This is a genomic window from Marinomonas sp. THO17 (genome assembly GCF_040436405.1).
Classification (GTDB): domain Bacteria; phylum Pseudomonadota; class Gammaproteobacteria; order Pseudomonadales; family Marinomonadaceae; genus Marinomonas.
This window is the reverse complement of record NZ_AP031575.1, coordinates 506,534-519,500: the sequence shown is the minus strand read 5'-3', so window position 1 is coordinate 519,500 and position 12,967 is coordinate 506,534. Positions and strand designations below refer to the sequence as shown.

At 44.2% G+C, this 12,967-nt stretch carries 8 protein-coding genes; 6 read left to right on the top strand and 2 right to left on the bottom strand.

Annotated features, from left to right (window positions below; translation table 11 throughout):
• Window positions 1–36 precede the first annotated feature (36 nt).
• The 6 genes from ABXS85_RS02450 to ABXS85_RS02425 all read left to right on the top strand — a co-directional run bounded on the left by ABXS85_RS02450 (window position 37) and on the right by ABXS85_RS02425 (window position 8,669).
• Window positions 37–1,806: an acyl-CoA dehydrogenase gene (locus ABXS85_RS02450; protein ID WP_353668472.1), complete on the top strand. Its 1,770-nt coding sequence runs from the start codon at window positions 37–39 to the stop codon at window positions 1,804–1,806.
• 44 nt (window positions 1,807–1,850) lie between these two features.
• Complete coding sequence (locus ABXS85_RS02445; RefSeq protein ID WP_353668471.1) at window positions 1,851–3,500, top strand: electron transfer flavoprotein-ubiquinone oxidoreductase; 1,650 nt, start codon at window positions 1,851–1,853, stop codon at window positions 3,498–3,500.
• A gap of 129 nt (window positions 3,501–3,629) precedes the next feature.
• Complete coding sequence (locus ABXS85_RS02440; protein WP_353668470.1) at window positions 3,630–4,082, top strand: YaiI/YqxD family protein; 453 nt, start codon at window positions 3,630–3,632, stop codon at window positions 4,080–4,082.
• A gap of 84 nt (window positions 4,083–4,166) precedes the next feature.
• A complete protein-coding gene (locus ABXS85_RS02435; RefSeq protein ID WP_353668469.1) occupies window positions 4,167–5,456 on the top strand; it encodes an NAD(P)/FAD-dependent oxidoreductase in 1,290 nt (429 codons plus the stop codon).
• 164 nt (window positions 5,457–5,620) lie between these two features.
• Complete coding sequence (locus ABXS85_RS02430) at window positions 5,621–6,103, top strand: MerR family transcriptional regulator (RefSeq protein WP_353668468.1); 483 nt, start codon at window positions 5,621–5,623, stop codon at window positions 6,101–6,103.
• Window positions 6,087–8,669, top strand: a complete 2,583-nt coding sequence (locus ABXS85_RS02425) for a heavy metal translocating P-type ATPase (protein WP_353668467.1) — start codon at window positions 6,087–6,089, stop codon at window positions 8,667–8,669. Before ABXS85_RS02430 ends, ABXS85_RS02425 begins: the two co-directional genes overlap by 17 nt.
• A 133-nt stretch (window positions 8,670–8,802) precedes the next feature.
• On the opposite strand, the gene ABXS85_RS02420 is transcribed toward ABXS85_RS02425, so the two are convergent.
• Window positions 8,803–12,129, bottom strand: coding sequence for a galactose oxidase early set domain-containing protein (locus tag ABXS85_RS02420; protein ID WP_353668466.1), 3,327 nt, complete (start codon window positions 12,127–12,129; stop codon window positions 8,803–8,805).
• Between the two features lie 645 nt (window positions 12,130–12,774).
• Window positions 12,775–12,906 (bottom strand): hypothetical protein, encoded by a 132-nt coding sequence (locus ABXS85_RS02415; protein WP_353668465.1) that lies wholly within the window; start codon window positions 12,904–12,906, stop codon window positions 12,775–12,777.
• Between the last annotated feature and the right edge of the window lie 61 nt (window positions 12,907–12,967).

Below are 12,967 nucleotides of genomic sequence, written 5' to 3'. Positions count from 1 at the left end.
ACATCCGCTCGGATAACCTATACCGGAGAATAAAAAATGAGCGACTACCAATATCCTGTTAACGATATTTTATTCAGCTTACTTTCTGTTGCTAACATGAATAAGCTGGCGCCTTACCTTGATGAACCGATTGATCAGGAGCTGTTAGAAGCCATTCTGGGTGAAGCTGGTAAATTGGCAGAGCAAGTGATTGCGCCTATCAATGCCAGTGGTGACAGTGAAGGATCACGGGTTGAAAATGGCCAAGTTCATGAAGCCAAGGGCTTTAAAGAAGCATTCAAAGCTTACGCTGAGGGTGGTTGGGTAGGTCTTTCTGGTGATCCGCAATACGGTGGCCAAGGCTTACCTTCTTTCATTGCCACAGCCATTAATGAAGGCGTTCAATCTGCAAACTTAGCATTTTCTCTGTGCCCTTTGTTAAGTCATGGTGCAATCGAAGCCATTAGCCATCATGCAAGTACTGAATTAAAAGCACAATACCTTCCCAAAATGCTCAGTGGAGAATGGGCTGGCACCATGAACCTAACCGAGCCTTCCGCAGGCTCTGATCTTGCTGCGATTGCTTGTAAAGCCACACCGGATGGTGATGCTTACCGTATCAAGGGGCAAAAAATCTACATTACCTGGGGTGATCATCAAATGAGTGACAACATCATTCATTTGGTGTTAGCTCGTCTTCCTAACGCGCCTGAGGGGGTTAAAGGGATTTCTCTGTTCCTAGCACCAAAATTCTTATTAGACGATGCCGGAGAGCCTTCACAGCGTAACGATGTGCAAGTGGTTTCTGTGGAGCACAAGCTGGGGATTCATGCATCGCCCACCTGTGTGATGAGTTTTGGTGAAAAAGAAGGAGCGTTGGGTTACCTAGTGGGTGAAAAGCATCAGGGCTTAAAAGCCATGTTTACTATGATGAATAACGCTCGACAAGGGGTTGGTTTACAGGGACTTGCCATCGCGGAGCGGGCTTATCAGCAAGCATTGGCTTATGCCAAAGAACGCAAGCAAGGCATGAAAGCAGATGGTTCGGGCAAAGCCTTCATTATTGAGCACCCAGATGTATTGCGTATGCTGATGACAATGAAGTCACAAATTGATGCCATGCGTTCATTAATTTATGTGGCGGCAATAGAGAATGACTTATCTCATCTCGCTAATGATGAAGTAAAAGCAAAGGCCATGGCTCGCACCGCACTTTACACGCCCATTGTAAAAGGCTGGATCACTGAGCAAGCTCAAGAAATTACCTCATTAGCGATTCAGGTGCACGGTGGCATGGGCTTTATTGAAGAGACGGGGGTTGCCCAACATGCTCGTGATGCTCGAATCCTACCTATCTATGAAGGCACCAATGGCATACAGGCCATCGACTTGATTGGACGTAAACTCTACGCCGATCAAGGTGCTGCTGTGCAGGATTTGTTGGTTGAAATGGCCAGCGACCTAGAGCAGTGGCAAGGCGCCGTTACAGATGCGCCGCTGGAAAAACTGGCGAAGGCGATAGAGCAGGCCAAACAAGCCACCGATTTGTGTTTAGCTGCAATGCAAAAAGACACTAGACTAGGCACAGGTTCCGCCTATGCTTACATGATGTTAATGGGTTACGTGATTGGTGCTTGGCTGCAAGTCAAAGCCTTGTTTGTCAGTCAACAAGATTCCCAAATGGACACACAGCAAAAGCAATCTTGGCGTCAGTCCGTGATCTTTTATTGTGATCATATTTTGCCAAGAGCAAGTGCATTCTATCTGGCCATTGAGTCTGGTCGTGAATCGGTAGAAGTGCTGAATGAAGCGAGTTTTGCGCGTTAATATCGCGAAATAACAATAAAAATTTGCCCTTGTTGGGAGGCAGTATGACAGAAAGAGAAGTAATGGAATTTGATGTGGTGATTGTCGGTGGTGGCCCAGCAGGTCTTTCCACTGCGTGTCGCATCATGCAAAAAGCTCAGGCTGACGAAAAAGAGATCAGTGTGTGTTTGGTTGAAAAAGGCTCTGAAATTGGTGCCCACATTTTATCGGGTGCCGTTGTTGACCCCAAAGCCTTAACCGAGTTGTTCCCAGATTGGCAGGAGATGGGCGCACCACTGGAAACGAAAGTTAATGTCGATGAATTGCATTGGTTGAGCTCAGAAAGCGCTGCTCGCAAATTGAGCAGTTGGATGATGCCAAAAACCTTACACAATGAAGGCAATTACATTATCAGCCTTGGCAATCTTACGCGCTGGTTGGCGGAACAAGCGGAAAATCTTGGCGTGGAAGTCTTTCCAGGATTTTCTGCAGCCCAATTGGCATACGATGAAGAGGGTAATGTGCAAGGCATCATTACCGGCGACATGGGCATCGCTGAAGACGGTTCGGAAAAAGACAGCTATATGCCAGGTATGCTGTTAAAAGCCAAATACACCATTTTCTCAGAAGGCTGTCGTGGTCACTTGGGCAAAGAACTTATTGCTCAATACAAGCTAGATGAAGGCAAAGCGCCACAACATTATGGCCTAGGTATTAAAGAGCTTTGGGATGTGCCTGCTGAAATGAGTAAGCCTGGCACCGTCATTCATACAGCAGGCTGGCCGTTAGGTAAAGAAGCAGGTGGCGGTGGTTTCTTGTACCACCTTGAAAATAACCAAGTCGTCGTCGGCTTGATTGTCGACTTGAACTATAAAAACCCTTATCTAAGTCCTTATGATGAGTTTCAGCGTTACAAACATCACCCATTGATTGCTAAGCACCTTGAAGGGGGTAAGCGAGTTTCCTATGGTGCGCGAGCGATTGCCAAAGGCGGTTGGTCTTCATTGCCCAAGTTAAGCTTCCCAGGTGGCCTGATTATTGGTTGCGATGCGGGCACCCTTAACCCTGCTAAAATTAAAGGCACCCATACCGCAATGAAGAGCGGCATGCTTGCTGCAGACACGGTTTATGATGCCTTACAAGCGGATAGTTATGTGTCTGAGCTTGCTCATTTTGATGAAGTGTTAACTTCATCTTGGTTGGGCAAGGAATTGCAGCGGGCACGTAATTTTGTTCCAGTGATGCATAAGTTGGGAACTTTCTGGGGCGGGGCTTACAACTGGTTGGATCAAAATATCTTTGCGGGTAATCTTCCTCTTAGCTTCAATGACATGACGCCAGATTACGCTTGTCTAGAAACCGCAAATAAACATACGGCACCAGATTATAAAAAACCAGATGGTTTGTTAAGCTTTGATAAGTTGTCCTCGGTATTTTTATCCAATACCAATCACGAGGAAGATCAACCTTGTCATTTGCGTTTGGCCGATGCCAATATTCCCCTTGGCACCAACTTACCAAAATATGCTGAGCCTGCTCAGCGATATTGTCCGGCGGGTGTTTATGAAGTGGTGGAAGCGGAAGGCGCATCCAGTTTTCAAATCAACGCTCAAAACTGTATTCATTGTAAAACCTGCGACATTAAAGACCCTTCACAAAACATTACTTGGGTGACGCCGGAAGGAGCTGGCGGGCCAAATTACCCCAATATGTGATCATTTGTCGCTTACAAAGTCACCCTTGTGTAAAACAAGGAGGTTATGCCTCCTTGTTTTCTAGTAGATTGAACTGGATTTAATACTTTCTCTGGCTAATAATAACGCCTTATTTAATAAGGAGTTCTTATGCGTTTATGGGTTGATGCGGATGCTTGTCCAAATGTGATTAAAAACATTCTGTTTCGTGCCGCTGAACGCGTTCAAATTCCTTGTATTCTTGTCGCTAACCAAGCAGTGTCTATTCCACCATCTAAATGGATTGAACGTCGAGTGGTAAGTTCCGGATTCGATGTGGCGGACAATTACATAGTGGAAGAGGCGACGGCTGAAGATATTGTTATTACGGCTGATATTCCCTTGGCTTCTGAAATCATTGATAAGGGTGCTGTGGCCATTAATCCTAGGGGTGAGTTGTATACTAAGGAAAACATACGCCAGCGTTTGAATATGCGCGATTTCATGGAGCAGATGCGTTCTTCTGGCGTGCAAACAGGTGGGCCAGCCAGTTTCAGTCAACAAGATAGAATGGTATTTGCGAATACCCTGGATAAACTCTTGGCTCAACGACAAAATCATTGATAATAATAAAAGGCCTTACTGTCTTATCGGGAAAGGGTTTTGTGGAATCTTTTCCCGATAATTCAATGTTTATAGGTGGCACATATGAAAAAGATTGTGGTGGTAGGCGGTGGCGCTGGCGGTTTAGAGCTAGTGACCAAGCTTGGCAAAGTGTTTGGTAAAAAACGTCAAGCCGAAGTGGTATTGATTGACAGAAGTCAGACGCACATTTGGAAGCCCTTGCTTCATGAGGTGGCAACAGGCTCGTTAGACATCAACAATGATGGTTTAAATTACCGAGCTCACGCAGCCAAACATCACTATCAGTTTCAACTTGGCACCCTGATCAATGTTGACCCCAAGGAGCGAGTGTTAACCCTTGCGGCCATTGAAGACGATAAAGGCCACCAAGTTTTACCAGAACGCAGTCTTAGTTACGACATCTTAGTCATGGCGGTGGGTAGCGTGAGTAACGACTTTGGCACCCCCGGCGTGGCAGAGCATTGTTATTTCTTGGACTCTCATCGTCAAGCTGAGCGCTTTCAGCAAGCCTTATTGCAACAATTTTTGCGTATTCACCAAGAAGGCGGTGACTCCAAACTGAAATTGGCCATTGTCGGTGGTGGTGCAACGGGAGTTGAGCTTTCCGCTGAACTTTTCCATGTGGCAGAATTGCTTAAATCTTATGGCATGCCAGAGATGTCTGGTAAGCGTGTTCAAGTGGAATTAATTGAAGCAGGTGAGCGAATATTACCGGCCTTGCCAGATCGTATTGCTGGCTTAGCCGCCAAAGAACTTGCCCATTTGGGCGTTAAAATCAGCGAAAAAACCCGTGTGGTTCGCGCTTTTGATGGTGGTTTTCAAACCGCTGAGGAAGCTACCATTGATGCTAACCTCATGATTTGGGCCGCCGGCGTGAAAGCCCCTGACTTTGTGGCACAGATTGAGGGCTTTGAAACCACAAGAAACAATCAGATTTTGGTGAAACCCAGTTTACAAACCACAGAGTTCGACAATGTTTATGTGATAGGTGATTGCTGTGCTTGCAAACAAGCAGATGGCTCATTTGTGCCGCCACGTGCTCAATCTGCACATCAGATGGCATCCTTGGTGTTCGACAACATTAAATCCGCTTTTCTTGGTGAAACTCAGAAAGACTACGTATACAAGGATTACGGTTCACTCGTTAATCTAAGTCGTTACAGTACTGTGGGCAGCTTGATGGGCAACCTGAGCAGTCGTTCTATGTTTATTGAAGGTCGTTTAGCGCGTTTTGTGTATGTGTCCTTGTATCGATTGCATTTGATTGCCATTCACGGCTGGATCAAAGCTACTGTGATTATGGCTGCACAGAAAATTGGCAAGGTGGTAAAACCCAAATTAAAACTTCATTAAGGCTTTACCTTTAAAAAAACGGATTCTTACCTTTCTTGTCGAACCGATGTGCAAAAATGCAGGTCGGTTTTTTTTGTCTTAATGTTTGACCTGTGTGTTACTCATAGGTTTTATACTCAAGCTATTAGTTTATCTTTTTAGAATGAATGACATTAGGAGTGGGTATGCGCGTCAGTGAAATAGCAAAAAAAGCCTTAGTTAGCCCAGATACCGTTCGGTATTACACTCGCTTGGGCCTGATCACAGCCGAACGACACCCTGATAACCAGTATCAACTGTATGACAATAAGGCGTTGCAACGGCTGAAATTTATTCGTCAAGCGACTGAACTTGGCTTTAGCCTTAAGCAGGTCGAAAACATTCTGCAGCAGTCTGATAATGGTGATTCTCCTTGCCCTACCGTACGGGATCTACTCCAGCAAAAAGTACCTCAAACCAAGGCTAAGATAGCGCAGTTACAAGCGCATCTCGCCAACATGGAAGCGGCTTTAGCAACTTGGGAATCTATGCCAGACGGCGTGCCGAATGGTCATTCTATTTGTTGTTTAATTGAAGATTGGCAAGATGTCTCAGCGCAAGCTGTTTCCCTACAGGCTGTTTCCAAAAAAAACAGCCCATTGGAGGATGGCCATGACGGAAGCAAATAAAGCAAAATTGACCTTGTCCGTCTATGGCATGAATTGCCAATCCTGTGTTCGTAAAATACGCGAACAGATTCAAACAATGAGCCCGAATGCCGAAGTGAGTGGTGAGCCTAAGGGCAATCAACTAGAGGTTTTATCCGATTTAACCTTAGAGCAGATCCGAGACAGTGTTGAGCAAGCGGGTTTTGCATTGAGCGAAAAGAACGAAAAAAGCGAAAAAAGCGAAAAAGCTTCCCTGCAAGAAGTGGATAATGGGTCATCGAATGAGGCGGATGGAGGAGAAACAGCGCATTTAACTCAACCCGCAAGGGAAGCTGCAAATGAGTATCAAATTGCAATTTCAGGCATGACCTGTGCCGCTTGTGTTAATAATGTTCAAACAGCCTTAACCCAAGTAGAGGGTACCCAAAAGGTTGACGTGAATTTTGCCAGTCACCTTGCTCAAGTGACCAGCTCTGCCAGTCATCAAGACTTATTGGCGGCTATTTACCATGCGGGTTATCAAGGTGAGTTGGTGACGGATGCGCAACAAAACGCAGCACAAAAAGCGGCTAAAGATGCCAAAGAATATCGTCACAAAATAATCTCATCTTTGATGGGGCTTTCCCTTGGTATCCCCCTTATGCTCTATGGCTTATTGGGCGGAAGCATGATAGTGAGCTCGCTCACCGATCAGCTTGTATGGTCTTTTATGGGGATTCTATGTGCCTTCGTCATGTATTTCGCTGGGAAGCACTACTTTATCAGTGCATGGAAAGCCGTCCGTTCACATCATGCCAATATGGATGTGTTAATCGCAATTGGCACCGGCAGTGCTTGGCTGTACTCCGCATTAGTGGTGGTGTTGCCTGACTATTTACCAGCCAATACTCGACATTTGTATTTTGAAGCCGCAGTGATGATTATTGGTTTAATTAACCTAGGTCAGGCACTTGAAGTGAAAGCCAGAAGAAAGACCAATCAAGCATTACAAAATTTGTTATATCTAGCCCCCAAGCAAACCATTCTGGTTCGTGACGGTGAAGATCTTTCGGTGCCTGTTGCACTTGTAAAGGTGGGAGATTTGCTGCGATTGCGCGCTGGTGATGCGGTGCCAGTCGATGGCGAAGTGGTAGCAGGGCAGTCTTATCTGAACCAAGCCATGTTAACGGGGGAATCCGAGCCAGTGCATAAAGGGATAGGAGATGCCGTTAAGGCTGGTACCATCAATACCAATGGCAGTTTGCTGATTAGGGTGCTTAAAACCGGCAAGCAAACCCAGCTTGCCAAGATAGTGGATATGGTCAGTCGTGCGCAAAATTCTAAGCCGCCAATCAGTCACTTGGCTGATAAGGTGTCTGAGATATTTGTACCGAGCGTTATCATAGTCGCCATACTGACTGCGTTAGCTTGGTATCACTTTGCAGAAGCTCATGAGTACTCCTATATGCTGGTAACCTCTGTGTCGGTATTAATTATTGCTTGTCCATGCGCCCTTGGTTTGGCGACCCCCATTTCAACCATGATAGGGGTAGGTAAAGCTGCAGAGGTTGGGGGACTGATTCGTAATGGGGACGCTTTGCAAGTGGCCAGCAAACTGGATTGTTTAGTGTTTGATAAAACCGGCACCCTTACGCAAGGTAAGCCTAGGGTCATAAAAGACAAGCTAATTAGTGAGCATGCTCAAATTGGTTTTCTTCATGCTATGATTAAAGCTCTGGAAAATAGAGTCAATCACCCTCTGGCTCAAGCCTTGCTTGACTATATTGATCAGCAGGAGGTGACTCATCAAAGGTGGGACAAACCTTCTTTTGCTGACATTGAATTAACAGAATATGAAAATTTGCCCGGCTTAGGTGTACGTGGTCGATATCAAAACACCTGGTACTACCTTGGTAATGACAAACTGTTTAACCAGATGGGGCTTACTGTTCCACCTTCTATTAATACTATGGAGGCGGGTAGTCATATTTTTCTATTCACAAAAGACACATTGTTAAGCCATTATTTATTGCAAGATCCGCTTCAAGAAAATGTTTCTAACGTATTGAAAAAAATAAAAAACATGGGCATAAAGCTGGTAATGCTGACCGGTGATCAAAAAATAAACGCCATGCAGCTTGCCAGTCAATTAGCACTGGATGAATGTCATGCGGAATTGATGCCAGAAGACAAACTCGAACGGATTCAATCTCTTCAACGTCAGGGGTATGTGGTCGGCATGATAGGTGATGGCATCAATGATGCGCCAGCGCTGACACAAGCCAATGTGGGCTTTGCTATGTGGCAAGGAACCGATGTGGCCATAGAAAGCGCGGACGTCACCTTATTGCATAACAATCTCAATGCCTTGGTGGACGTTATTTCTGTGAGTAAAGCCAGCATTCGTAATATTAAACAAAATCTTTGGGGGGCTTTTGCTTACAATACTTTAGGAATTCCCGTTGCGGCTGGAATCTTATATCCATTCACCGGCTGGTTACTTAGCCCAATTATTGCCGGAGCAGCTATGTCCTTGTCTTCAGTTACTGTGGTGATGAATGCCAACAGGCTTAGGGGCGTCATTCGAAAGGAATTAAATAGATTTTAGAGGTCTTTAATTTTTCTGATAATGCTTCATATAAAAAGCGATCTTTAGAAAGTAGCTAGCTTAACCCATAAGGTAGGGTATACCTTCTCTACTTGCATCAACTTGCAAGTAGAGAAGGCAATCCTCGCACGCTTTACAGGTTATCCAGTACTGTAATAAAGGACACTTCTCCATCTAGAGGCGTATCGACTTGCCAATTAGACTCGCCAACAAGCTTGTTTGCTCTCTCAACATTCTCAGGAACAGTTGGCGCTTGATATTCTCCTAAAAGGTCCCCGTTTTTGTATAATTGCATCAACCCACTTGACGTAATTTGTGCGGTATAGGTGACGACTTCGCCTTCAACGATGGCACCTGGAATATCGAGTGAATACTCGACATCGCCTTTCCAGAAAGCGAAGCGCATTGTCTCGCTATCTATTACTTGACCGAGAAAGATATTATCTTCTTCAGGGCCATTGCCGTAGTCAAAAACCCGTTGCCATTCACCGACGTCAACATCGTCAAAACGAACGGTTGCTTCTGCAAAAAAGATTAAATTATTTAACAGTGGAATACTGCCATTTTCATCTACAACAATAGATATCAGTTCACCAATGAGCGGGTTAGTACTGACGCTACCCGTAGATGCTGATGAGCCTACTAGTTTATTGGGTCTGTCTTCGTGAGTAGGAGTAGTAGCGGCATCAAATTCGCCAATCAGCTCAGCGTTTTTATGCAAAGACATTATGCCATTGGTATCAACTTGAGCCCGGTAGGTTACTTGCTTTCCTTCTTCAATGCCTCCTAACACATCGAGTTTATGTTCTGTGCCATCCTTCCAAAAAGAAAAACGTAGGGTGCTTGTGTTGTTAACTTGAGTAAGCCTAATGTTGTTAGTTGCGTCGTTGTTTCCATAGTCGAAAACCCGTTGCCATGTACCTGCGCTTATATCGTCAAAACGCACGGTGGCTTCGGCAAAAAATGCCAAGCCTGTCGGCACTGGGTTACTGCCATTTTCGTCAATTAAAATCGAGGTGACACCGCCAATTAAAGGGGTATCCGCAACCCAATTAGAGGATGCTATCAGTTTGTTAGTTCTGTCGGCATCATCGGGCAGTGTTGTCACTTGTTGGTTGCCGATTAACTCACCATTTTTAAATAGTTGCAGCAGTCCGTCTTGTGTGATTTGTGCAATAAAGCTTGCAGATTCGCCTTGTACAATTGTGCCAGGTACATCAAGTATGTGTTCTACGCCATCCTTCCAAAACGAAAACCGTAGCGTGTTTCCCGAAATCACTTGGGTAAGTAAGATATTGTTGGTTGCAGGGCCATCGCCGTAGTCGAAAACCCGTTGCCATGCTCCACCACCAAGGTTATCGAAATGTGCCACCGCTTTTGCAAAAAACGCTAGGCCGGTTGGCACTGGCGTATAATCAGAGTCCGGGAAATCAACATTGCCGGTGAAGACTAAACTCGATACTTCACCAATCAGCGGACTGTCATCGGGCCAATTAGAGTAGCCGACGAGTTCGAGATTTCTGTCTACGTCTGGTGGTACTATCCCTTGTACTGACCCTATTAAAATGCCGTTTTTATAAAGAGACATAAAACCAGTATCGGTCACATTAGCTGAAAATAATGCGGTTTCACCTTCTACTATGGCATTTGCTACATCTAACGTTGCAAACGCACCACCATTGTGAATTTCAAACCGCATTGCATTGGTATCCTCGACTTGCCCTAACAAAATATTGTTCGCTGCTATGCCATTACCAAAATCAAAGATACGTTGCCAATTTCCGCCATCTATATCGTCAAAGCGAGCTAAGGCATCTACGTTAAATGCACCATTAATGTTTGGCTGATCTTTTCGTAAAGGGGTGGCCGCGGCAGAGAGGGGGCCAAACCCATCAAAAAAGTCCGATGCCACACCTACACCAATAGAGGAATAGCTTGATGGAACTCCTGCATTATTAACAACCGCAAGCATCCAGTGACCTGGGATCATGATATTGGCATTGGGTAAATTTGCTACAATGGTGGTTGAATCGACTTTTGAAAAAGTCAGACTAAGATAGCGAGTATCAGAATTGGTCGAATGTGTCACACCGCCAGAGCGAACCGCACCGACACTGCTGATAACTGATGAATCATTTACTTTAATCGTTATTTGAGCACCGTTATCTGCAACTTTGTCAACCGACTGAATGATTGGCAAAGTAGCAAGCGAACCATTTTGGTAAAAAATGTCGGGGGTAAAAAACTGTGCATTTAAGTTTTGTAACGGGCCAGGTGCACCACCGCCACCTGAAATTATGCGTCCGTCTTCAAGCTGAACTGCCGCCGAATGATAAAGGCGAGCAACTTGTTCGGCTTCCAGTGTAAGAAGTTGATTTGTTTGAGGAATGTAACGCAAGGCGTCGTATTGTGCATTGGTTAAATCGACGGGATCACTGCCTTGGCCCAAAAGCGCTTGATCATAATCAGTCCCACCTGTAATGATCACCGAGCCATCTGCGAGAATGTTCATATTGGCGGCTGTGCGCCCGTCAGGCATTTGTGCAACTTCGGTATAGGTTGGTGTGCTGGTCGCAAGGTTAACAGACCACAGACCACCATCAATATCCACCATTAAGACTTTATCAACGTCGTACATTATCGACGGATCCATCTTGTGGCTAGCAAAGGGCAAGGTGCCCGCGTTGGTAAGGGTACCTGTGCCACTGGTATTCATGATGTACACGTCATTACCATAGGCATCTATAACCACCACATCACCATTAGAACGCTGGAATGCATGTGGATACCACCAGGCTTCATCCAGCGATACCGCGTCGTTTAGATTTCCTTGAAAGTCTGCAATAGCGGCATTCGTTAATTCTCTAAACCCGGTTGATGAATTCCAAACTTCAGGAATATGGCTACCATTTTGTGCTAAGTCTCGGCCACCTAATACCAAAATCTCTCCATTAGAGAGTGTGACAACAGTAGGGTACCAGCGAGCATATTCCATGGTCTGCGATGAAGCGGTTAAAGAAAATGTCTTTGGATCAAAAATGGTTAGTGCGTTTACACCATCAAGTGCATTACCTGGCCCAGACTTACGCGCATCACCACCAAAAATGAGTACTTTACCGGTTGTGGGATCTAGGGCAACGTGCGAACAAAATATGTCGGTAGGCAATGGATTGGGCAAGGTAAAGTGCAGATCTTCCTTTGGATCATAAACATCAAAAATGAATGAACCGCCTTGCATACCATATTCATTGGTTCCAAAAGAAAGAACTTTTCCGTCAGGCAAGGTGAGCATATGCAATGGAATTAATGGCCAGCTTTTTAATTCGCCCCACTGTCCATCACTTTCGGGGTCTAGGGTTGGGCTATTTTGTTGAGATATCGCGGTGAATGATAATGGCATACATATTAAAAAACACAGCGTCCTAATCAAACCTCTATATATTCCTTTTTTTCCTTTCATGTAACTTCTCCTTTGTAAGCGTCATTTAATCTTACTTTTTATGGTTATCTTATAATGAGTAGATATATATTTAATTACATACCTAATATGCACACTATCAGCAAAATGCTTGACGCTCAAATTTTAATCAACTTTATGTGTTCATAACCCTGTATTGAAAAATTGGAAAATATCCTTCATCGATTTCGTTATTTATTGGAAAACCCTTTATTCAATGATTGACTCTTAGTTATATTGATACGCAAATTAAAATGACATTAATAAATACCTGAGACTGGCTATAAAATAGTGCGTGAAACATCAGAAGAGTTATTTGTCAGAAAGTGATGGAATGGGTTAGCACGTCTTAACAAACAACTTAACTCATTGAAAAGTATAAAGTACAACCAAAACTGTGGGGATTTTTCCTCTTATATTTATTTCCGATAATAACATTTATCGGAAATAACTGAAATATATAGTGATCCTTCCTTCTACAATAATTAAGGTGAATTTCATCGCAATGCAGATTTCAAAACTTCCATCCAAGTACCAATTTCAAAAGAGTAATATATCGTGTATACAATGATCTTTCTTTTGAAAAATTAACATGTTTTTGCGGTTACAAGAAAAAAGAGAAAATTGAGTTTCTATAAGTTTAAGGATTTATGGGGCAAATTGTTCTGATTTAATGAGTTCTGATACCGATTCAATAGCACCAAATATAGACGTTAAATTGCTATAAACCGTATTGTGATTGTGGGTAATGGATTTCAGGTGTTCGAAGCAAGGCTTCATTATAAGCGCCTATAAAATCATACAATACATCATCCATATCAATATAAACGATGGTTTTTAA

Bases quoted from the DNA above. Each gene is read 5' to 3' on its own strand.
- ABXS85_RS02450 (WP_353668472.1), top strand. From the start codon at position 37: ATGAGCGACTACCAATATCCTGTTAACGATATTTTATTCAGCTTACTT.
- ABXS85_RS02445 (WP_353668471.1), top strand. From the start codon at position 1,851: ATGACAGAAAGAGAAGTAATGGAATTTGATGTGGTGATTGTCGGTGGT.
- ABXS85_RS02440 (WP_353668470.1), top strand. From the start codon at position 3,630: ATGCGTTTATGGGTTGATGCGGATGCTTGTCCAAATGTGATTAAAAAC.
- ABXS85_RS02435 (WP_353668469.1), top strand. From the start codon at position 4,167: ATGAAAAAGATTGTGGTGGTAGGCGGTGGCGCTGGCGGTTTAGAGCTA.
- ABXS85_RS02430 (WP_353668468.1), top strand. From the start codon at position 5,621: ATGCGCGTCAGTGAAATAGCAAAAAAAGCCTTAGTTAGCCCAGATACC.
- ABXS85_RS02425 (WP_353668467.1), top strand. From the start codon at position 6,087: ATGACGGAAGCAAATAAAGCAAAATTGACCTTGTCCGTCTATGGCATG.
- ABXS85_RS02420 (WP_353668466.1), bottom strand. From the start codon at position 12,129: ATGAAAGGAAAAAAAGGAATATATAGAGGTTTGATTAGGACGCTGTGT.
- ABXS85_RS02415 (WP_353668465.1), bottom strand. From the start codon at position 12,906: ATGAAGCCTTGCTTCGAACACCTGAAATCCATTACCCACAATCACAAT.